We start from the raw sequence: 22,143 nt of genomic DNA, 5'->3' as shown, positions 1-22,143 counted from the left end.
TAGGAGGTTCTTATGAGTAAGATTTTATATAAGAAAAATTTATTTCAAGTAGAGCAAAGAAATACGAAATCATTATCCTTTTTGCAGCCAGATGCAATTAAATCAGCGTTTGCGTTTCATATGAGCTATCCAAACTATAAACCCACGCCTCTAAGATCTCTCTCATCCCTTGCAAGTGAACTTGGCGTTGATACGATTTTCGTAAAAGATGAGTCTTATCGTCTTGGATTGAATTCATTCAAAGGGCTTGGTGGATTTTACGCGGTTGCTGCTTACGTGAGCAAACAGCTTGGTATTAATGAAGGGGACATAACGTTTGAACGCTTGATGGAGAAAGATGTGAAGGAAAAAATAGGAAACATTACCTTTGCATCCGCGACAGATGGCAACCATGGCCGCGGCGTTGCGTGGGCTGCAAAGACACTTGGATTTGAGGCAGTTATTTATATGCCAAAGGGTTCTTCTCCTCATCGCTTGAAGCACATCCATGATACGGGTGCCAAAGGCTACATTACTGATTGGAACTATGATGATACAGTTCGATTTGTAGCACAGGAAGCGAAGAAGGAAGGATGGGTGGTTGTTCAGGACACAGCATGGGAAGGGTATGAAGATATCCCAAAATGGATCATGCAAGGGTATGGTGCACTTGCCGCAGAGCTGATGGAGCAAATGGACGAACCTCCCACACATCTGTTTTTACAGGCTGGGGTTGGATCGTATGCGGCTTCGATTCTTGGCTATTTTGTAGCAAAGTTTCAGGGGAATGCACCGATTACTGTCATTGTCGAGCCGAAAGAAGCAGATTGCTTCTATCAATCTATCTCACAGGGGAAAGCAGTAAATGTAACAGGAGATATGCAAACGATTATGGCAGGACTTGCTTGCGGAGAACCAAACCCATTAGCATGGAGCATTATTCAGCAATATGCAAAAGGGGCTATCTCTTGTAGTGACGATGTGGCAGCGACTGGAATGCGTGTGTATGGCAATCCGCTCGGCAATGATGAACGTATTATTTCAGGAGAATCTGGAGCAGTAACACTTGGAATGCTATACCGTGTATGTAAGGAAGAACGCTTTGCCACAATTCGCGAAAAACTAGGTCTTACTGCAGATTCTAAAGTTCTTCTTATTAATACTGAAGGAGATACGGATCCAGAGCATTATCGCAGCATTGTGTGGGAAGGAACATATCCGTATGATAGGGGGTAACAATTAATGTTAACAGACGAAAGAAAGGCGTATACGATTGCTCTATGCCAATCGTTAATTCAGAAGAAGAGCTACTCAGGCAAAGAAACCGAGGCAGCTGAGGTGGTCAAAGAAGCCTTTAACAAACTAGGTTATGACGATGTAATTGTAGATTTATATGGAAATGTGATGGGGGTACTAAAAGGAAAACAGGAAGGTCCTCGGCTTCTATTGGATGGTCATATTGACACCGTTCCCGTTAAGGAAGATAACTGGACTATAGACCCTTTTGGAGGGGAGATACGAGATGGTCGCATTTATGGACGTGGTACATCTGACATGAAAGGTGCAGTAAGTGCGATGATAAGTGCCGCAGCTTATTTTGCACAGGATCGCAGCAAAGATTTTTCCGGAAGCATTGTTGTTTCATGTAGTGTGCATGAAGAATGTTTTGAGGGAATTGCACCGCGAAAGGTAAGCGATCGAATGCAGCCAGATTATGTTATCATCGGAGAATCATCGAGCTTGCAATTAAAGCGGGGTCAACGTGGACGAGCTGAGATTGTTGTGGAAACGTTCGGAAAGCCGGCTCACTCAAGCAACCCAGAAAAAGGTGTTAATGCAGTCTATCAAATGATGAAGCTTATCCAGCATATCCAAACGTTGCCACTCTCTAATCATCCAGTGCTAGGCAAAGGCATTTTAGAGCTGACGGATATGAAATCAGAGCCATATCCGGGTGCTTCTGTCGTGCCGCATTATTGCAAAGCAACGTTTGACCGTAGAACGCTTGTCGGAGAAACGAGGGAATCGGTCCTTGCACCGATTGAGGAACTCATCGCTACGTTAGAAAAGGAAGATCCTACATTTCATGCAGCTGTCAGCTTTGCAAAGGGTAAAGAACTGTGCTATACAGGTGCCGAAATTGAAGCTGAGAGATTTTTTCCAGCGTGGTTAATGGAAGATGAGGATCCGTTTGTCCAAGCAGCGCTCCAAGGGTTGAAATTGAGTGGACTGCAACCATCACTTACTCATTATGCTTTCTGTACCAATGGCAGTCATTATGCAGGGGAAGCCGGCATTCCGACAATAGGCTTTGGTCCCTCTGAAGAATCACTTGCTCACACAGATGATGAATACATCGAAACGGAACAATTAGCTGCTGCTACTCTTGGGTACTATGGAATCATGGAAGCTTTATTCAAAGGATTTAATTAAAAATAACAGAATATTCTGTAAATGGAGGATGCTATGTACGACTTACTAATAACTCATGCCAAAATTATCGATGGTACAGGTTCACCTTGGTTTTATGGTGATATTGGTATCAAGGGAGATACCATTGCTACAATAGGAAAATTATCTGGTGCTTTAGCCAAACAAGTCTTAGATGTGAAAGGAAAAACGGTGTGTCCTGGCTTTATCGATATGCACACGCATTCCGATTTATTCGTCTTAGAAAAACCGCTTATTGAAGCGAAAATCCGTCAAGGAATTACCACGGACCTACTTGGTCAGGACGGAATCGCAGCTGCGCCGCTACCTAGTGAATACGTAGAAACGTGGAGAAAAAACTTGTCTGGTCTTGATGGAACACCTGATATTGAGTGGGATTGGAGAAATGTTGATAGTTATTTGACGAAAATCGAGAAACTTCAGCCAAGCTACAATCTCGCATTTCTAGTTCCTCATGGCAATATTCGGATGGAAGTGATGGGTCTAGCCAATCGAATTGCAACGGATGAAGAAATTGAGAAAATGAAAGATGTACTGCGTAAGTCATTAGAACAAGGAGCATGCGGATTATCGACGGGTCTGATCTACCCTCCTTGCTGCTTTGCAGATATGAGAGAGCTTACGGCACTTTGCTCTGTCATTGCACAGTACGGTGTACCTCTTGTCATTCATCAACGCAGTGAAGGCGATGAAATTATCGAGTCTATGAACGAGTTAATAGACATGATGAAGGTAACGGGTGCCCATCTTCACTTTTCTCATCTCAAGGTGTGCGGAAAGAAAAACTGGCATAAAACAGATGATGTGCTAGCAACCATCGATAAAGCACGCAGTGAGGGGATTGAAGTGACATTCGACCAATATCCTTACACGGCTGGCAGTACGATGTTAAGCGCCATTCTTCCTCCTTGGGCTCACGATGGTGGAACTGAGAAACTCTTGCTGCGCTTAGCAGATCAAGAACTACGAAATAAAATGAAGCAGGAAATGGAAACCGGCTATCCAGGCTGGGATAGCATGTCCGAGTGGGCTGGCTGGGACGGTATTATCATCACTTCGGTTGTATCCGAGGCAAATCAGCAACTCGTCGGAAAAAATGTGCTTGAAATTACTGCATTGCTTGGAAAAGATGATCCTACAGATGTGGCTTTAGATCTTATTCTAGCAGAGAAAAATGCAGTTGGCATGATTGATTTTGTAATGAGCGATGAGTATGTTTCCAAAATTATGGCACATCCGGCTGGAACGATTGGTAGCGACGGCTTGCTTGGCGGAAAACCTCATCCGCGTGCTTATGGCTCCTTTCCACGGGTATTAGGCAAATATGTCAGACAAGAAAACGTTCTTCCCCTACATGAAATGATTCGCAGACTAACATCTCAGCCGGCAAGAATTATTGGATTGCAGGATCGAGGAATCGTTCGCACGGGCATGAAAGCCGATCTCGTTGTATTTGACGAAGAGCAGGTTATTGATACAGCAACCTATACAAACTCTCGTCAATATCCGGAAGGCATCGATTATGTCATTGTGAACGGTAGTATCGTTATTGATCACGCGATTACAAATGAGACTTATTCTGGACAAGTTCTTCGCCGATTTTATGAGCAAACTACGGCTATTTCAAAGTAAGGTAAGAAATTGAGATAAGGAAGGTTTCGCACAATGAGACCATGTATTATTGATGGAATGATTGTGACTGTAATGAGGTAGGATTTGACGAAAAAAGACCCCACCTACCTTAATAGTAAATGGGGTGTGAATGCTATTATTTAAGCTTAAAGCCTTGCTTTAGAATGGTTGATTGAATGTTTGGATAGTATATACCTTGGTAGAATCCAGCAATCATGGATGACCAGTTACGATCTTCTTTGCCGCCTGTACGTTCTTTCATATAAGCAGATATTGTTTCATCATATGCATCAATGAAGGCTTTTTGATCTTTGTTGTAGCTTTCCTTGTGATGAATCGCTTCAGGTTGCAAGCGTGGTTTTTTCGCAGAAAGATCTGCTGGATGACCGACTACCAGACCGCATACCGGGAATACATATTCCGGAATAGCAAGAAGTTCAATTAATTCTTGTGGATTTCGTCTAACTCCGCCAATTGGCACAATGCCAAGGCCCATTGATTCTGCAGCTGCTATGGCGTTGCCCATGGCAAGACCAACATCTGTTGCCCCAACAAGAAGAGATTCTACTCCGTCTGTAATGCCAAGTGGTAGACCATTTTTATCAGCAGCAATTTTGGCACGGTAGAAATCTGCACAGAATACAAGAAAAACAGGTGCTTGTGCAACCCAAGGCTGACCGCCAACATATTCAGCTGCCTTTGCTTTCTTCTCAGGATCTTGGATACTAATGATTGTTAGTTGTTGACCATTGATTGAAGTTGGGGCTGCTTGTGCAGCTGCAATAATTTCGTTTAATTGTTCTTCAGACACAGATTCGTTTGTGTAACTACGGATAGAACGGTGGTTGGTTAAAGTTTTCATAACTTCATTCATAATTTGATTCATCCCTTCTGGTTATATAATCAGTTCCTTTGTAAGGAAGAGTTACATACGTTTAAATTCTGGGGGTGCTGCTAATACGTCTTGGACATACTTTCGAAAGCTTATGTAATGTGGTGTTTTACTATGCATGGCCAGTACTTCTTCACTTTCCCATTGCTCCAGCATGACGAAATGATTTGGTTTTTCCACATTTTCATATAAATTGTAGTCAATATTGCCGTTCTCAGTACGAGAGGCTTGCAGTAATAATGCCAGTTTCTCTATAAACTCATCGTGAAATTCTGGCTTTATTTGCATAAATCCTTGAATTGTAACCATTTTGTTAGCCTCCTAATTCCTCTTAACGTTCGATAGATATCGAACGTTAAGAACTATAGCACGACTGTTTTAAATGCGCAACGATTTTGCATTCTCGTTGCGACCATAAGGTGATTATGATACAGTAACCATATGAAAACACCACTACAACCGTCTATTGATGAATTAAAGTTAACGTCTGTGTTGCATGCATTAAGTGATCCAATTCGTTTGTCCATTGTCCGAAGCTTGGCTAAAACAAAGGAACAACACTGTGCGTCCTATTGTAGTTTGAATATATCGAAATCTACGGTGTCACATCATTTTCGAGTGCTTCGGGAGGCTGGAGTAATTCAAGTGCGCATAGAAGGGACACAGCACTTTTACTCGCTTCGGACTAACGATTTAAATAAGTTGTTTCCTGGATTGCTAACGTCTATTTTACGAGTTAGCTCCTCACATATGTAGAAATAGGGGCATTAGAAAAACCGCGTACGAAGTAAGTGCGTGGTTTTTCTAATCTGAATAAAATTGTTTTCTGAGCCTCAAAGTATAGATGAGTAAACTGAAAGGAGCAGAAAAGATGAAGAGTAACCGTAAGCAAAAAGCAAAAGTTGTATTTACAAAAGAGGAACAGGATAAAAATTTTCAGTATGAAAACACACAAATAGAAGAGAAAGTAGATGTAAGCAGTGATGGTTTTCGCTATGACTATGATGATAGTAAATAGTTTATTATTACAGATTTTCTGAACGGGAAAGCCTGCGCGTAGGGCTTATCCCGTCTTTTGACGTTGGATGAAAGAAAGTCAAATGAGGTGTATAGACAAACATCATGAATGAGAACACAGCCGTCTACTATTGTGAATAGACTCTACTATACGAATAATAATATATAATCATTTTTCTTTTCTTCCTTTATAATTAAAGCATAAGAATATTTTATGTTTTGAGGTGAGATGAACGATGGAAATGAAACCTAAGTTACAACTTGAAAAGACGATAATGGAGCGGGTACTGGATCTACTTACAGCAGTATTGTTGATTAGTATCATTCTGGATGTTGTTATGATATGGAAGGAACTTCCGCAGTCTATTCCAAAGCACTTTAATATGTATGGAACACCGGACAGTTTTGGTGGGAAGGAATCTCTTATTGCTATTTTAATTGTGCCAACACTATTATTTATGTTGTTTTCTATTTTGAGTAAATTTCCACACACTTTTAATTTTCTTGTTAAAATTACTGAAGAAAATGCGTACGATCAGTATAAAAATGCACAGCTATTGATGGGATGGCTAAAGTTTGAGCTGGTACTTTTATTTGTTTACAATGACTGGATGACGATTGAAATAGCCCTTGGGCGAAGAGGTGGACTAGGAATCGTTCCGCTTATTCTAGAGCTAATAAGTGTATTTGTTACGATTGGAGTGTTCCTTCTACGAAGTTATCGGCTTAAATAGTAGAGAGAGGTTATCAAGGAAGCTGCATTAAGCAGCTTCCTCCTGATTTTTTCGTTGCACATACATAAGTCGAATGAGTAGAAATGTTGCACCAAACGCAAGTCCTATTATGAGACCAATCCAATATCCCTTAGCTGCTAAGTAAGTAAAATTAGCAAGAACGTACCCGAGTGGTAATCCAATTACCCAATAGGCTACAAGTGTCATAATGAGAGCGGCATTTACGTCCTTATACCCGCGCAGTGCCCCTTGTACCGGTGTTGCGATGGCATCTGATATTTGAAATAGAATCGCGAACAATAGAAATTGTCCGGTGAGTCTTTGAACAGTTCCATCATTACTATAAATGGCTGCAACTTGATCATTAAAAAGAAAGATGATAAGCGAATACAAGAGAGCAAATAGGAGGGCAAAGCCAATTCCTATGAAACTATATGTTCTTGCATCTTTCATTCTCCGTGCACCAACTTCGAAGCCAACGGCAATAGTAAGTGTCATCGAAATGCTAAGAGGAGTCATATAAAGCATAGAAGCAAAATTGATTGCAGACTGATGGGCAGCAATAGTGGCTGTATCAAATCGACTCATCAGTAACGTAACGGCTGCAAAAATACTCGTCTCGAAAAAAATAGCAAAGCCAATCGGCACACCAAGTTTCAATAGGTCCTTCCATGTTGAAATATTCAATTTGTATAGTTTATGGAAAATTCGATAGCTAGAAAATGGATGGCTGCGATGAATAATAATGATAGCGATTGTTAATATGCACCAATATGTAACTGCTGAGGCGATTCCAGCACCAACCCCTCCCAGTCGTGGCATTCCAAGATGCCCGAAAATAAAGGCATAATTAAGAATAATATTGATTGGCAATGAGCATACGGTAATCATCATGGAAACTCGCGTTTTTCCAAGGGCGTCAATAAAGCAGCGGAGTACTGTATAAATGAATAATGGTATAATACCAAACGCTAGCATATGCAAAAAGTCACCTGCAACCTGACGAACATGAGGATCCAAATTCATTGCTTGCAAAATTGGTCCTACTAAGAACATACCGACGATTATAATAGCGACGGCTATGCCGATAGCAAGATAAATTGCTTGCATAATGGACGGAGCTACATCTCCGGCTTTTTTTGCACCGGTCAGCTGCGCGACAATCGGGGTTACTGCAAGCAGTATACCTGTTAGCCCTGTGTTTACAGGTATCCATAAACTAGAACCAATTGCAACACCTGCGAGATCTGCGGAGCTGGCGTGTCCAGACATGGTTGTATCAAAAAACGTCATCGCAAACAAAGCGAGCTGGGTAATAAAAATAGGTAAAAATAAAAGAATAAATTGTCGTATCTTATGAAGTTGAGTTGTTGTTTCTTTCATAAAAATCCTTTCTTAATTAGAGAAATACAAGGCAGGCAAAAAAAGGCTGGCTACCGGAAATGGTTATGATGAAAGGTAGCCAGCTTACGAATATGTAAAAGTCACTATTATTTTTGCACAGCTGGAGGAAGAAGAGAAATCACTGTTTTTCTATGATCATCTTTTCCTGCTTTAATATCTAGGTTTGTCACAAAATAAAATTCGTGTTCTTCATCGAAGTCCATTTCAGTAGGAAGTGTGGTTTTAAAAGGAAATGATTTCGTTTCATTTGGTGCAATTACAAAATGATCTTTCACCACAGGTATGACAGAAATAAGTAGCTGTTCACCCATCGTTAAATCTGAAAATCCACGATATAACTCTACAAAGATGGTATTAATGCGTTGTTCTACTTTTCCGCCTCTTACAATGATAGTTCCTTGGATAGTTTCCCCTAATCGAAATGTATCCTCCGGTAATTGTAAATATACGTCTGCAGCACCTTTTCCTAGCTTCGCCATAAATTTATCTAACATTTTAGCACTTCCTCTCTTTACTTTTTGTTAGAAAAAAGATAAATCGTGTACTCGAAATCTAGAGGAGTTTGAAGGTTAAATTCCTCATTTAATCTTACATATAAGCCTATTTGTATTCTATGATACCATATGAAAATCATTTTCCAAGGTAACTAAGAAAATTGTGTTGGTGAAAAATGGAATATAATATCAAGTTGGAGTTATCAAAAAGAGCATTAGAGTCCTCTCAAACATGTTCATAATGGCAGGATATACAGAAAAAAATTGTGCGAAATTTGACAGAATCATGTAATATTAAAAAGTATGAAATCTTTGATACAAAATGTACATAGAGGAGGCAACCTATCTTGGTAGAATGGTTAATAGGTCTTATACTTGGGACTGTAGAAGGATTAACGGAATTTTTACCTGTTTCTTCAACAGGACACATGATTCTTGTAGGTCATCTTCTTGGATTTGAAGGAGATAAAGCAAAAACATTTGAGGTCGTTGTTCAATTAGGATCGATATTAGCGGTTGTTGTTCTATATTGGAAGCGCCTATGGTCACTATTTGGAATTGGCCGTAAGGTAAATGGTCCATCCTTGAATTTAATTCATATTTTGATTGCTATGATTCCAGCAGGTCTTGTTGGTGTGGTATTCCGCGATCAAATTAAAACGGTATTGTTTGGACCGGGACCTGTTGTAATTAGTTTAATTCTCGGTGGTATTTTAATGATTGTTGCAGAACGTTTTGCAAAGAAAAATCCAAGTATATCCAAAACTTTAGATGATGTTACTTATAAGCAAGCATTTATGATCGGCTTGTTCCAATGTTTAGCACTTTGGCCTGGATTCTCCCGTTCGGGTTCTACAATAAGTGGTGGTATATTGACTCGTGTTTCTCATAAAGCAGCAGCAGAATTTACTTTCATTTTGGCTGTTCCGATGATGATTGCGGCAACAGGTCTTGATTTAGTGAAAAGCTGGCACTTTTTAACGGCTGCAGATATTCCATTATTTGCAGTAGGATTTATTGCTGCGTTTGTTGTGGCAATGGTTGCAATTGTAACCTTCTTACAACTCTTACAGCGTTGGAAGCTAACACCGTTTGCTTACTATCGATTTGCAGTTGCAATTTTATTCTATTTCTTTGTCATAATGTAATACAAAAAGGTGCTAACGTTGTTGGCACCTTTTTTCATATTTGCCATCTATCAGTTTGCTACAGTGATATCTTTTTGTCGTAGTAAAGTGACTATATAGCTTTCCATGATGGCTTGGTTGTGCTATGTTTATACATAATAAATTTGAATGTAATGAATACTTAATTATAGATGAGTGGCGTAAGGTAGGGGATTGTATGCTTCGACGTTTATTTCATGCGTGGGGAATAGGAGCTGGACGAATAAAGCTCGTTCTTACAAGGGATACTTGGAAGCAAGGAGAATGGCTACAAGGTTACATACGTGTAACAGGAGGTTCAGAGCCATTTCAAGATGTGCGTGTAGAGCTAATGATGACACTTGTTACGATGCGAGGAAGAGAATATACGAGGACAGTTCTTACTTTTTTTGAGGAGCAGTATATGAATCTTACTAAGGGTGAAAAGTCCAATTTTATATTTTCTTATCAAATTCCTGAAACAATTGCTATTTCTAGTAACCATATCATGTATAGTATACGTCTTCACACCTTGTCAGGGCATGAGGATGTTAAGTTAATTGATATTGTTCCAAATGAGCCGCTTCGACAAGTGATTAGTTCACTGTATAATCTTGATTTTAGGCGTGATCCTTCGTTTGGATTTTTTGATGGATGCGTGCAGTATTTTAAATTCGTTCCTACAGGCTATTTTATGCGTATGCTTCTTTCAGTTTCTTTTCTTGCTGTGCCAAATGAACATGAAATTCGGCTTTTTATGTATATTCGTGATAGCAAGGGTAAAGATTTGTATCATATGTCAAAATTTTCACACTGGGAATGGAATGAAATGGAATTACTAACGGAACGACTTCGTAAAGAGATAACTGATATGTGCAATGAACCAGATTCCTATCTCAATAAAGTAGATTGGGTAGAGGAAGGGGCAATCGGCTCCCTTGCGAAAAGTCTCTTTCCTGAAGTGAAAGAGCTATCCGAATGGAATGTGAAGTAGCCTTCTTTGCCCGGACCATGTTGGCTCGGGCTTTTTGTAATGATGCGGGTAATACCATTTGCTTATTCCATTGCGAAAGAACAGGAGGGGTAAGAATGAATGTATACTTTGAAGAAGACATTCGCAGGAGTGATCAGCTTGCTCAAAGACACGGATTAACTTTACAAACTCTGATGGAAAATGCAGGACGTTCCCTGTTTGAAGCTATTACGAACGTAATAAATAAGCATGATTCCATTTGTATTGTGGCAGGGACTGGAAATAACGGCGGGGATGGTATCGTTCTTACACGTTATTTAAAGATGCATGGTTACAATGCCTCTCTATGTCTGCCTATTGGAAAACCAAAGACAGAGCCAGCGCTTGATCATTTACAGTATTATGAGGAATGCGGCTATCAGGTGGATGAATGGTCGCGATCCAATAAATATGATGTAATCATAGATGCGCTGCTTGGTGTAGGTGCTCGCTACGGCCTGCATGGGACATTGCAAGAGGTTGTGCAGTGGGCTAATCAAGCAATTTCTCTGCGCATTGCAGTTGATATTCCGACTGGGCTTACGGCAGATTCTGGTTATGTGGACAATGCATTTTGCGCGAGTTATACATTTTGTTTACATGGTTTGAAGCCGTCGGTATTTCTGGAACCATCATCTTCTTATTACGGTGCGTGGAAAAGTGTAGATATTGGATTACCACAGACAGGGCGATGGAAGGTGTGGACCGAAGAAGATGTCAATCAGAGCACTTCGGTACGCTCTCCATATTCACATAAAGGAACATATGGAACAGGCTTGTTGGTCGCGGGGAGCGATGAAATGCCAGGGAGTGCCATGCTAGCTGCGCTTGGAGCGATGCGCTCGGGTATTGGAAAGCTAACCGTTGCAACGACGAAGTTTACAACTAGCGTTTTAACACCTCGGGTGCCTGAAGCGACGTATTGGACGGAAGGGTTGCAAAGGATTGCAAACGGAAATCTTTCTTCTTCTTTCCGCGCTGCTGCCATTGGACCTGGGATTGAAGATCGTGTTCTCGTCGAACAGGCCGTCACAACACTTCTTACTATGAATATACCTGTCGTCCTAGATGCAGGTGCGTTAAACAAAAGAACCTATCCTCTTCGCAGCCATGTAACAGTGGTAACACCTCATCCAGGTGAATTTAGTCGAATGATTGATATGAAAGTGATAGATATACAAGCTAATCGAATCACGTTTGCATCGGAATATGCAAAAAAGCATGGAGTTATTGTTGTATTAAAAGGAGCCTACACGGTCATTGCATACCCAGATGGTTCAGGTGTAATCAATACAACGGGCAATTCTGGACTAGCGAAAGGCGGGACAGGTGACACGTTAACAGGCATGCTACTAGCGTTTTTATGCACATACGAAAACCCACAGAAAGCCATTTCAAACGCAGTATATATTCATGGCTTATGTGCAGATGAATGGACAGTAGACCGTGCTGAAGCGACCATGCTAGCAAGTGATATAAGCAATATGCTGCCGTATGTATTAAAGCGATTTGAACGATAGTAGTAGGTAAATAAAGGAAAGGGAGAAGTGTTAAGCCTCTCCCTTTCCTTTATTTATGTGTTGTATTGTACTGGAAATAATAAAGAAGGAAGAGTAACTTTTGTACTCTTCCTTTGGCAGAATCGCCAATGAAAGCAACCTACTACCGTTATAGCCAATTTGAGATTGCCTCATACCCAGTATTTAAATAAAATAGATGACATTTCATTTAATATATTATATAGTTAATTTTATTTTTAATTAACTTAATTACATAAAAGGAGCCGTAAATCAATTATGAATGATAATCGCGAAGAGCTATCCAATGAGCTCGTAGCATCTATGTTTACCGTCTTCCGTTCCTTGCGTAGCGGTGTAGCAAAACAGTTTGAGGAATTTATTCCAATGAATGAGTTTTTCGTTTTACGTATTTTAGATCGAGAAAAACAAGAGAAAGTGTCGCAACTAGCAAATGAATTGCATGTTTCAAGCAGTCATATTACAGCAGTTTCTGAAAAGTTAATTGCCAGAAAATTGATAGAACGAACGCGGTGCACGTCGGATCGACGCGTTGTTTTTTTAAAAATAACCGAGCAAGGAAGTATGCTTGTACGAGAAATGGAAGAACGTAAAACAAAATATATAAAAGAAAAATTTGAGGCATTATCAGAGGAAGATATGAAGGTAACCATTGATGTGTTTCAAAAAATAACAAAGTCGTAATTCATTGGGATACCCTTTTCGAAAAGGAAATCCTTAATTCGTACAAGTGTGAAAAAAGAATAGCGAAGAAAAACCTTCTTCTAGTGTGACTAAAACGATGCAAATTGCAAAAGACTAAACTCACATTATAAGAAAGGGTGAGTAGAATGAGCAGTCGGAATGGCAGCGAGGGAAGTGGAAATCAAGGTTCCCCAAAAACGAATCAAAGCATCGAACATAATTCCTCGGTTGGAAATGATAATAAGGGGAAAGAATATCGGTCGCGGCAAGGAAGTCAGTCTAAGGAAAAACATAGACAATAAAAAATTTTCATCTGAAAAGTAGACCTTTGCAGCTTAGACTGCGACGGTCTATTTTATTTCAAGAAAAAACTCCTTGCTAGCAGAACAAGGAGCGGGAAAGAGGACTATCTATGTCAATAAGGAATAAGTTGCGCGGTGCAACTTCCTTATTTCTTACTTTACAGCCATTGTGTGAAATCATTGTGAACTCTACGTGTTAGAGAATTGAAATTTTGTTTCATTGACCGAATGTCATAAGAACGGTACAATTTTTTACAGATTCATATTTGAGGAGGAAATACATATGGCAGAAAAGGTAGCATTAATCACAGGAGGAACGAGAGGGATTGGAAAGGCAATCGCAAAACGATTTGCGATGGAAGGATATAATGTTGTTCTCAATTACATGCGTAAAAAGAGTGATGCAGAATTAGCAAAAGAAGAAATTGAAGCTGAGTTTGGAGTAAATGTATTGCTTGTGAAGGCGAATGTTAAAGAAGTAAGTCAAATTAGGATGCTGTTTGAAGAAGTTAAGAATTATTTTGGGCGTCTTGATGTATTTGTAAACAATGCAGCATCCGGTGTGCTACGTCCTCTTATGGAAGTAGAAGAAAGTCACTGGGATTGGACGCAAGATATTAATGCTAAAGCTTATTTATTTGCAGCACAAGAAGCTGCTAAGCTAATGGAAAATGGCGGTTCCATCATTGCCATGTCAAGTCTTGGTTCTATTCGTGCACTTCCGAATTATGTTACAGTAGGCGTCTCAAAAGCAGCAGTAGAAGCGTTAACACGATATTTAGCAGTTGAACTTGCGCCAAAAGGAATTGTTGTAAATGCGGTATCTGGTGGGGCTGTAGATACGGATGCGCTTACTCATTTTCCAAACCGAGAAGAGCTATTGCATTCAGCGGCATCCCGAAATCCAGCTGGCAGACTTGTTGAGCCAAAGGACCTAGCAGAAATGGTATATTTTTTAAGTACACCTGCTGCTAGTATGGTTTGTGGACAGACGATTATAGTAGATGGTGGATTGTCTTTACTTGCGTAAGTAAATATCAATACATTCATTTCACAAGATGAAAAGAAAAATTGCAAACGCTAAGGGGTTTCATACATGTATGGGGAAGAGAAAGAAATCTACGTTTAATGATCGTTTTATACAATTATATCCACCGCAAATATTAGCCTCTGGGTTTTGATTCTTATGTATATTGGTGCCAGTCGTGTGTCAACTGGTGGAGGGATTAAGCTAACAACCCAGAATAATTTTAAACGAACAAAAAAACCAGGAAAAATTCCTGGTTTTTTGTTTTGTGTAAAACGTATCTCTATCTCAGCAACGATAGGATAGCACTAATTACTGCAACGCGAAATACGATTGCAAGTATAGCGGCAATTCCGCCAATGATAATCGCTAGTCTTCCTGTTGTTTTGGCATCCCGGCTCATGGCGAAAAAACCGAGAATTACAGCAATAATCCCAAACATAGCCGGATAGGTAAAGAAGGACAATACTGCAAGTGCTAACGCAGTGTAGCCAATCACCGCACCACTTGTAGTAGGTTCTACTTCCTTTCGCTCGGGATTTAAACGAACAGGAGAAACTTCAGCGGCATATTCTGTATCTTCTGAATCGCGAAATAAGTCATGATCGTGATCTTTATCTGCCATAATAATCCCCCTCTTTTCTGTTGGCTCCTATGAAAGGAGCTATAACTAGTATGACCTGCATATCTCATTTTCAATTCAAAAACTATCTGAAAAAAATTGGTATGATTGTACTTCTATTGGAAACGATAGGGAGGAAGTGATGATACGAAGGAGGCTTAGATTGATGCAACATCCAATTGAAGATCTCATGAAAACGACGATGCACAATTTGAAAGCTATGGTAGATGTAAATACAATTATAGGGAAGCCTGTATCAACGCAGGACGGGAGTGTAATTTTAACTGTATCGAAAGTATCCTTTGGGTTTGGAGCAGGAGGAAGTGATTTTCAGGGTGAAGGATCATTAAGCTTGAAACGGCCAAGGAATAAGTTTCATCCGAATGTTGAAAAGACGTTGGAGAATGAAACGGAGTATCCCTTTGGTGGAGGAAGTGGAGCGGGCGTGTCCATAAGTCCTGTAGCTTTTCTAGTGGTAGGTGAAAAAGGGGTTCGAGTGATGCATTTACAAAGCAGTACGCATTTAATTGAAAAGGTGATGGAAACAGCACCAAAGACGATTCAATCTATACAAAAAGTAAGGAATGCGAGTTCTACCGCACATAACGGGTAAAGTGAAATAACCTAATTTGTAAAGGAATGGAGACGCAATTATATGTGTCTCCATTCCTTTATGTGATCATCTTGTTTATATTGATGTAACCTTTGGTTTTTCTTTCTCTTCTGCTTTGTTCGATAAAATATTTTTATAACTAATGGCTTGTCTTCCCATTTGAATCCATGCTTTTTCGAAATCTCTGCGGTTTATTTTATGGTTTGGAGTTGGATGAAGAGGGTCCTGTATGTAAACATAAAAGGAATTGTAGCCAACAAGCAAAACACTATGTTGGGCAAATGTAATTCGCATCGGTCCTTCATTTGTATACCAAGTTTCAAAACGGTCTTCAGGTAATAAAGCATATGTATCGTTGATGATGGTCCAGACAGGGGAACCATTATCAATCATAGCATACATATCCTCAGGTGCTCCTCCTGTTAAATTAACAAGCTGATTTGGTAAATACCGAAGCCCTAGCTTAAATATGGGACCTGCAAACACGCCAAGGCCTGGACGGCTGAAGGAAAACATATCACCAACAAACCCGTCCTCCATATTGCCATGAAGGCCCTTTTGTTCAAATGGAATCTTAACAATTTTTGCTGCTAGCTCCATTTTGTCGACGTTCATTCCGGCATATGAAAGCAACATAGCTAAGCTAGTTACTTCACAACCCCTTGGGAGTTCGGGATTTTGTGAAATATGTGTAGTAAGAAGAAGCGCTGGTTTCTTCATAGTATAAACTTTTTTTGCACCAAGGTAGGAGAGAGCTGAAAAAAACGGCAAAGACAAAATTACTTTCCATTTATGTTGTTTTACCAAGCTTAACACAATTTTACACGCCCCTTTTTTACTTTTTTCTTTTGAATATGGGTATGATACTGGTGAAACAAGGAACCTCACTATTATAGTATATACAATTTATTGCAAATTCTGTTGTTTTATGTCATAGATAGAATGGAAACAAAAAAATATACATGTCACAAAAATGTAACATGTATAGCAGCACATGTTACTGGGAAAAATTAGGTAAAACAACTACGATAAAAGTGGAATGGGAGGAAGGGAAATGATTAACGTAAAGAAATTTACCATAGGCGTATTTCTGTTAACCGGTGCCTTCGTCATATATACATGGAAGGAAATGGAGAGTATTGTAAAAAATAAAAAACAGTATGTTTAAGTGGGAATTTGGATTGAATTGTGTGTAGTTATTAAAAAAATTCTTTATTATACATTGTTTTTTTGTTTTTTATGTTATATAATAAAATTTGTGTCTCAGTTATACTTGGAAGAACGCTGGCACTATTGATTCTGTTACTCGTTATGCTCTATGTATTACACAATGAAACTGCTGGGAAAGATCGGGTCAGGAACGCCAACAACTTTCTCAACCTTCATGCTAGTTGTGTTCGTAAGCTAAGTAAATGAAGCCAGCGCAGCAGGAGCGGTCATTGGAGCCGCAGGGATAAAAGAGAGGTAGGGCTTTTATCTGAAAAGTAGAATTAGCATGTTACTAACCCTCTCATTCAAATGCAAAAAGGTCTCTTTTTAAGTAAAGAGCCCTTTTTTTACGTGTTCAATTGTTTGTCATTTAATCATTGTATACACCCGTAAGCATGGAACTAACGAAACGAACATCCTCAGTATCAGATGTAGTTGCCTCTTTATTCCATATAACTGAAGTGATTGTCAGTTCTGAATGTTCTGATTTTTCGACGTGATGTTCTTCACAATTTCCAAAGCTACACAATCCTTTCGAACGTAGAAAATAAAAGATTTGTAGCACGTTGCCAACCTCTTCCGGGGTATCTTTCATTTGAATAGTTGCCATTTCTCTAATCTCCCTTTTAAAACTTTTTGAATATAGAAACAGTATTGGGAAAAAATACAAACACATTACGACCGAAATGTCTTTTCTTAAATTAGGGGAAGGACAAAATACGACAATAATAGAAATTGGCAATATATATTCGCAATAAATAGGAGAATGTCCTTCTTAAGAGATAATGAAATATGTCGAAAAAAATTTTATTTAAAATGTAAGCGCTAACAATACTGATATTACAATAAATTCAGTTAATTCTTCGTATATAATATTTAAAATATTAAAAAAATTGTTTTGATTAATTCATAAAGGAAGCGTAAACTAAGAAACAATAAAAATAAATGCACAAGACATTGGGGATTTAAAATGAACGAGCAATTTACCTACTTAAATATAGTTTCGTTCAGGAGAATGAAGTAAAGGTTACTTTTTATAATAACGGATATTTATATGGTGATGGTTGATGGTATATTTTTAGGCATACGTGCATATAGAGCAGTAATGTCTATTTCCAGAAACAACATATAATCTGTTTGCATAAATTAGCTACATCAATTCTCATAGAGATTCCTAATGCGATAGAAGAATGGAGGAGATCGCGTTGCGAAGCAATATGATAAAAGACGGAATTGATCGCGCTCCCCATCGCAGTTTGGTTCATGCAGCTGGGGTTAAGGAGGAAGACTTTAACAAGCCTTTCATTGCGATTTGTAATTCTTATATAGACATAGTACCAGGGCACATCCATTTGCGTGAGTTAGCAGATGTAGCAAAGGCTGCCATTCGAGCAGCGGGCGGTGTACCTTTTGAGTTTAATACAATTGGTGTTGATGATGGTATTGCAATGGGACACGTTGGAATGCGATATTCACTTCCAAGCCGTGAAATTATTGCGGATGCAGCTGAAACGGTCATTCAAGCGCATTGGTTTGATGGTGTATTTTACATACCAAACTGCGATAAAATTACACCAGGCATGCTTATGGCAGCTGTTCGTACGAATGTGCCTGCTGTGTTCGTATCTGGTGGACCGATGGAAGCTGGAGTGTCGAAAAATGGCAAACAATTATCACTTGCTTCCGTTTTCGAAGGTGTGGGAGCTCTCAAGTCAGGAAAAATTAGTTTAGAAGATCTTGTAGAAATGGAACAAGCGGCTTGCCCTACATGTGGTTCATGTTCAGGAATGTTTACAGCAAACTCCATGAATACCATTATGGAAATGCTTGGTGTTGCCCTGCCAGGCAATGGAACCATTTTAGCAACTAGCAAGGAAAGACATGAACTGATTTATAAAGCTGCATCTCATTTGATGGAATTAATACAAAATGATGTAAAACCGCGTGACATTATTACAAAAGAAGCAATTGATGATGCATTTGCACTTGATATGGCGATGGGCGGTTCAACAAATACAGTCCTTCACATGCTTGCCATTGCTAACGAAGCAGGAATTGAATATAATCTAAGCCGCATCAACGAAGTAGCAAATCGTGTTCCGTATCTTGCGAAAATTAGTCCTGCATCCTTGTATTCTATGCATGATGTTCATAATGCTGGAGGTGTTTCTTCCATCATCAAAGAACTTTCTTCGATACCAGGAGCCATACATGCAGACCGTATAACGATTACAGGTAAAACATTACTAGAAAATGTCCAAGATGCAGAGATTACAAATGATGAAGTAATCCATCGAAAAGAAAATCCTTACAAAAAGACCGGCGGATTATCTATATTATTTGGAAACCTTGCTCCTGATGGTGGTGTTATTAAAGTAGGCGGTGTAGATCCTTCAATTGAAACGTTTACTGGGAAAGCTATTTGCTTTAACTCACATGATGAAGCAGTTGAAGCAATAGATAAAGGTCTCGTTAAAGAAGGACACATTGTTGTTATTCGCTTTGAAGGACCAAAGGGTGGACCTGGGATGCCAGAAATGCTTGCACCAACGTCTTCTATTGTTGGTAGAGGGCTTGGCAAGAAGGTAGCGCTCATCACCGATGGACGTTTCTCAGGTGCAACAAGAGGAATTGCAATTGGTCACATTTCGCCGGAAGCAGCTGAAGGTGGACCAATCGCTTATGTGAAAGATGGCGATACGATTACAATTGCATTAAAGGATCGTACGTTACATTGGGATATCTCAGATGAAGAATTTGAAGAACGTAAGCAAAATATAAAATTACCTGAACCAAAAATAAAACGTGGCTATTTAGCACGTTATGCGAAACTCGTTACTTCTGCAAACACAGGTGGAATTTTAAAAGTGTAAAGCGATGACGGGGAGGAGTAGTTGTTCTTGAAGCCTCACAGAGAGTCGGTGGTTGGTGGAAACCGATGGTTCAAGACAGCGAACATCGCCCCTGAGTGTTGGGCTAAATTGGTAGGCTCAAACGTTAGCCGCGTTATAGGCTCGGCTCCATAGGAGTCTCTGAGGCAAGAAGGTAAACTTCTTGTAAAGAAGGGTGGTACCGCGAAATCATTCGCCCCTTTAGTCACAGCGTTGTTGTGGCTTTTGGCGAATGGTTTTTTTTGTATATAAATATGAATATGAATTGGGGGTTTGAAGAACATGTCTTCGCAAACGAAGGAACGAACAGGTGCAGAGCTTCTCATTAATTCGTTGGTACAAGAAGGTGTAGAACTTATTTTCGGTTATCCGGGCGGGGCAGTTTTACCTTTATATGACGCCTTGTATGATTGCGATATTCCACACATTTTAACGAGACATGAACAAGGAGCCATACATGCAGCTGAAGGATACGCAAGAGTAACAGGAAAACCGGGTGTTGTCATTGCAACTAGTGGACCTGGAGCGACTAACCTCATTACAGGATTGGCTGATGCGATGATTGATTCTCTTCCACTTGTAGTATTTACCGGACAGGTATCAAGCAAGGTAATTGGAACAGATGCATTCCAAGAGGCAGATGTTATTGGAATAACAATGCCAGTAACCAAACATAATTATCAAGTTCGTAAAGTATCTGATTTTCCAAGAATTATAAAAGAAGCCTTCCATATTGCATCTACAGGACGAAAAGGTCCGGTTGTTATTGATTTACCGAAAAATATGGTAATAGATAAGGGTACTGCAAATGCCCAGGTAGAAATGGATTTGCCTGGATATCAACCAAATTATGAGCCGAATCGTCAGCAAATAGCAAAGCTTCTATTAGCGATTAAAAAGTCGAAAAAGCCTGTCATTCTTGCAGGTGCTGGAGTTCTTCACGCACAAGCTTCTGAAGAACTTACGAAATTTGCAAGATTATATCACATACCAGTTGTGCATACTTTACTTGGCTTAGGCGCATTCTCGCCGCAAGATCCTTTATTTTTAGGAATGGGCGGTATGCACGGAACGTATGCAGCCAATATGGCTTTGTACGAATGTGATCTTCTCATCAATATTGGAGCAAGATTTGATGACCGATTAACGGGTAACCTAGCCTTTTTCGCACAAAATGCAGTTGTTGCTCACATAGATATTGATCCTGCTGAAATAAGCAAAAATGTACCGACGGAAATTCCAATTGTGGCATCTGCAAAGCGTGCCTTGCAAGCTCTTTTGGAAAAAGAAGTCGTAAAAACGGATCACGAAGAATGGATCAATGAAGTAAAAGCTCGTAAAGAAAAGTACCCATTGCAATATAAAAAAGGCGGCGATGTATTAAAGCCGCAAACTGCAATTGAGCTTCTATACGAGGTGACAAAAGGAAATGCAATTATAGCAACAGATGTAGGTCAGCATCAAATGTGGGCAGCACAATATTATCCCCTTAAGTATCCGGACAAATGGGTAACATCCGGAGGACTAGGTACGATGGGCTTTGGCTTACCAGCTGCGATTGGTGCACAATTTGCAAAACCAAATGAGTTAGTCGTTGCGGTAGTTGGCGATGCTGGTTTTCAAATGACGCTGCAAGAACTAAGTGTATTAAAGCAGCATCAGTTGCCAATTAAAGTGTTTATTTTAAACAACGAGGCACTTGGTATGGTTCGCCAATGGCAAGAATCATTCTACAATGAACGTTATTCACATTCATTGCTTTCCTGTCAACCCGACTTTGTTGCATTAGCAGGGGCTTATGGAATTAAGGGAGTAAGAATCACTGATCCTGCTACTGCGAAGCAACAATTGGAAGAGGCTATTGCTTTTGATGGACCTGTTGTAATTGACTGCCGGGTATTACAATCTGAAATCGTAATGCCAATGATTGCACCTGGTAAAGGTATTCATCAGATGGAAGGGGTGGAAGGATGAAACGCATTGTTACAGCAACCGTACGAAATCAAAGTGGCGTTTTGAATCGGATTACGGGTGTTATGTCCAGAAGGCAATATAACATTGAAAGTATTTCAGTCGGCCATACCGAGGTATCTACGATTTCACGTATGACATTTGTTGTTCATGTAGAAAATCTACAGGAAGTGGAGCAGCTCATCAAAAATCTCCATAAACAAATTGATGTTATTAAGGTATCTGATATTACAGATGAAGCGATGATTGCTCGTGAGCTCGCACTAATTAAAGTGTCGACTACACAGGCAACTCGCACTGAGATTTACAGCTTAATCGAACCTTTTCGTGCATCAGTTATCGACGTAGGTAAAGATTCTGTCGTCGTACAAGTAACTGGAACGTCGGATAAGGTAGAAGCTTTAATTGAATTGCTCCGTCCGTACGGGCTCAAAGAAATTGCTCGTACTGGCGTTACCGCATTTACACGCAGTATGAAGAAGCAAGAAAAACAACAAACACTTATTATCCATTAAAAATTAGGGGG

At 39.7% G+C, this 22,143-nt stretch carries 23 protein-coding genes and 1 other annotated feature; of the genes, 16 read left to right on the top strand and 7 right to left on the bottom strand.

All coding sequences use genetic code 11. From position 1 onward, the window contains the following. Window positions 1-12 precede the first annotated feature (12 nt). From ACAN53_RS07905 to ACAN53_RS07895, 3 genes are read left to right on the top strand one after another with little or no spacing between them, the layout of a single operon-like run. Window positions 13-1,215, top strand: coding sequence for a diaminopropionate ammonia-lyase (locus ACAN53_RS07905; protein WP_379968759.1), 1,203 nt, complete (start codon window positions 13-15; stop codon window positions 1,213-1,215). Between the two features lie 6 nt (window positions 1,216-1,221). Beyond that, on the top strand, window positions 1,222-2,412 hold the full coding sequence (locus tag ACAN53_RS07900; RefSeq protein WP_379968757.1) for a YgeY family selenium metabolism-linked hydrolase: 1,191 nt from the start codon (window positions 1,222-1,224) through the stop codon (window positions 2,410-2,412). Between the two features lie 33 nt (window positions 2,413-2,445). Next, entirely contained in the window at window positions 2,446-4,062 is a 1,617-nt protein-coding gene (locus ACAN53_RS07895; protein ID WP_379968755.1) for an N-acyl-D-amino-acid deacylase family protein, read from the top strand. A gap of 136 nt (window positions 4,063-4,198) precedes the next feature. On the opposite strand, the gene ACAN53_RS07890 is transcribed toward ACAN53_RS07895, so the two are convergent. Then, window positions 4,199-4,936 (bottom strand): NADPH-dependent oxidoreductase, encoded by a 738-nt coding sequence (locus tag ACAN53_RS07890; protein ID WP_379968753.1) that lies wholly within the window; start codon window positions 4,934-4,936, stop codon window positions 4,199-4,201. 51 nt (window positions 4,937-4,987) lie between these two features. Beyond that, a complete protein-coding gene (locus ACAN53_RS07885) occupies window positions 4,988-5,263 on the bottom strand; it encodes a putative quinol monooxygenase (RefSeq protein WP_379968751.1) in 276 nt (91 codons plus the stop codon). Window positions 5,264-5,395: 132 nt separating this feature from the next. Between ACAN53_RS07885 and ACAN53_RS07880 the strand changes: the two genes are divergently transcribed. From ACAN53_RS07880 to ACAN53_RS07870, 3 genes are all read left to right on the top strand, one after another. After that, window positions 5,396-5,710: an ArsR/SmtB family transcription factor gene (locus ACAN53_RS07880; protein ID WP_379968749.1), complete on the top strand. Its 315-nt coding sequence runs from the start codon at window positions 5,396-5,398 to the stop codon at window positions 5,708-5,710. A 115-nt stretch (window positions 5,711-5,825) separates the two neighbouring features. After that, the gene (locus tag ACAN53_RS07875) at window positions 5,826-5,972 is read left to right on the top strand and encodes a hypothetical protein (RefSeq protein WP_379968747.1); all 147 of its coding nucleotides are present in this window, start codon (window positions 5,826-5,828) and stop codon (window positions 5,970-5,972) included. Between the two features lie 235 nt (window positions 5,973-6,207). Further along, window positions 6,208-6,705, top strand: coding sequence for a DUF1648 domain-containing protein (locus ACAN53_RS07870; RefSeq protein ID WP_379968745.1), 498 nt, complete (start codon window positions 6,208-6,210; stop codon window positions 6,703-6,705). A 27-nt stretch (window positions 6,706-6,732) separates the two neighbouring features. Here the strand turns inward: ACAN53_RS07870 and ACAN53_RS07865 are convergent, their stop codons facing one another. Next, window positions 6,733-8,088 carry an MATE family efflux transporter gene (locus ACAN53_RS07865; protein WP_379968743.1) on the bottom strand — a complete coding sequence of 452 codons (1,356 nt, stop codon included), beginning with the start codon at window positions 8,086-8,088 and terminating at the stop codon, window positions 6,733-6,735. Window positions 8,089-8,195: 107 nt separating this feature from the next. After that, window positions 8,196-8,603, bottom strand: a complete 408-nt coding sequence (locus tag ACAN53_RS07860) for a sporulation protein (RefSeq protein WP_379968741.1) — start codon at window positions 8,601-8,603, stop codon at window positions 8,196-8,198. Window positions 8,604-8,950: 347 nt separating this feature from the next. Here ACAN53_RS07860 and bacA point away from each other — a divergent pair, with 347 nt between their 5' ends. The 6 genes from bacA to fabL all read left to right on the top strand — a co-directional run bounded on the left by bacA (window position 8,951) and on the right by fabL (window position 14,314). Further along, the gene (bacA, locus tag ACAN53_RS07855; RefSeq protein ID WP_379968739.1) at window positions 8,951-9,751 is read left to right on the top strand and encodes an undecaprenyl-diphosphate phosphatase; all 801 of its coding nucleotides are present in this window, start codon (window positions 8,951-8,953) and stop codon (window positions 9,749-9,751) included. 196 nt (window positions 9,752-9,947) lie between these two features. Further along, a complete protein-coding gene (locus ACAN53_RS07850; RefSeq protein ID WP_379968737.1) occupies window positions 9,948-10,742 on the top strand; it encodes a sporulation protein in 795 nt (264 codons plus the stop codon). Between the two features lie 95 nt (window positions 10,743-10,837). Then, on the top strand, window positions 10,838-12,280 hold the full coding sequence (locus ACAN53_RS07845) for an NAD(P)H-hydrate dehydratase (protein ID WP_379968735.1): 1,443 nt from the start codon (window positions 10,838-10,840) through the stop codon (window positions 12,278-12,280). A 276-nt stretch (window positions 12,281-12,556) separates the two neighbouring features. After that, window positions 12,557-12,982, top strand: coding sequence for a MarR family winged helix-turn-helix transcriptional regulator (locus ACAN53_RS07840; RefSeq protein WP_379968733.1), 426 nt, complete (start codon window positions 12,557-12,559; stop codon window positions 12,980-12,982). Between the two features lie 146 nt (window positions 12,983-13,128). Further along, the gene (locus ACAN53_RS07835) at window positions 13,129-13,284 is read left to right on the top strand and encodes an imidazoleglycerol-phosphate dehydratase (RefSeq protein ID WP_379968731.1); all 156 of its coding nucleotides are present in this window, start codon (window positions 13,129-13,131) and stop codon (window positions 13,282-13,284) included. A gap of 283 nt (window positions 13,285-13,567) precedes the next feature. Further along, a complete protein-coding gene (fabL, locus tag ACAN53_RS07830; RefSeq protein WP_379968729.1) occupies window positions 13,568-14,314 on the top strand; it encodes an enoyl-[acyl-carrier-protein] reductase FabL in 747 nt (248 codons plus the stop codon). Between the two features lie 280 nt (window positions 14,315-14,594). Here fabL and ACAN53_RS07825 read toward each other — a convergent pair whose 3' ends face one another. After that, the gene (locus tag ACAN53_RS07825; protein ID WP_379968727.1) at window positions 14,595-14,936 is read right to left on the bottom strand and encodes an imidazole glycerol phosphate synthase; all 342 of its coding nucleotides are present in this window, start codon (window positions 14,934-14,936) and stop codon (window positions 14,595-14,597) included. 163 nt (window positions 14,937-15,099) lie between these two features. Between ACAN53_RS07825 and ytfJ the strand changes: the two genes are divergently transcribed. After that, a complete protein-coding gene (gene ytfJ / locus ACAN53_RS07820) occupies window positions 15,100-15,546 on the top strand; it encodes a GerW family sporulation protein (protein ID WP_379968725.1) in 447 nt (148 codons plus the stop codon). A gap of 75 nt (window positions 15,547-15,621) precedes the next feature. On the opposite strand, the gene ACAN53_RS07815 is transcribed toward ytfJ, so the two are convergent. Both ACAN53_RS07815 and ACAN53_RS07810 read right to left on the bottom strand, forming a co-directional pair. After that, on the bottom strand, window positions 15,622-16,266 hold the full coding sequence (locus ACAN53_RS07815) for a C39 family peptidase (protein ID WP_379968723.1): 645 nt from the start codon (window positions 16,264-16,266) through the stop codon (window positions 15,622-15,624). Window positions 16,267-17,125: 859 nt separating this feature from the next. Next, a complete protein-coding gene (locus ACAN53_RS07810; protein WP_379968721.1) occupies window positions 17,126-17,365 on the bottom strand; it encodes a DUF3911 family protein in 240 nt (79 codons plus the stop codon). A 595-nt stretch (window positions 17,366-17,960) separates the two neighbouring features. Here ACAN53_RS07810 and ilvD point away from each other — a divergent pair. The 3 genes from ilvD to ilvN all read left to right on the top strand — a co-directional run bounded on the left by ilvD (window position 17,961) and on the right by ilvN (window position 22,132). Further along, the gene (gene ilvD / locus ACAN53_RS07805; RefSeq protein ID WP_379968719.1) at window positions 17,961-19,628 is read left to right on the top strand and encodes a dihydroxy-acid dehydratase; all 1,668 of its coding nucleotides are present in this window, start codon (window positions 17,961-17,963) and stop codon (window positions 19,626-19,628) included. Beyond that, window positions 19,624-19,850, top strand: a binding site (T-box leader). (Overlaps the previous gene by 5 nt.) 78 nt (window positions 19,851-19,928) lie before the next feature. Next, window positions 19,929-21,620, top strand: a complete 1,692-nt coding sequence (gene ilvB / locus ACAN53_RS07800; protein ID WP_379968717.1) for an acetolactate synthase large subunit — start codon at window positions 19,929-19,931, stop codon at window positions 21,618-21,620. Next, on the top strand, window positions 21,617-22,132 hold the full coding sequence (gene ilvN, locus ACAN53_RS07795; RefSeq protein ID WP_379968715.1) for an acetolactate synthase small subunit: 516 nt from the start codon (window positions 21,617-21,619) through the stop codon (window positions 22,130-22,132). The genes ilvB and ilvN overlap by 4 nt, the downstream gene beginning before the upstream one ends. Window positions 22,133-22,143 lie beyond the last annotated feature (11 nt).

The organism is Ectobacillus soli (genome assembly GCF_042610425.1).
Classification (GTDB): domain Bacteria; phylum Bacillota; class Bacilli; order Bacillales; family Bacillaceae_G; genus Ectobacillus.
Note: the sequence above shows the minus strand (reverse complement) of the source record. Positions and strands in the feature narration are given on the sequence as shown.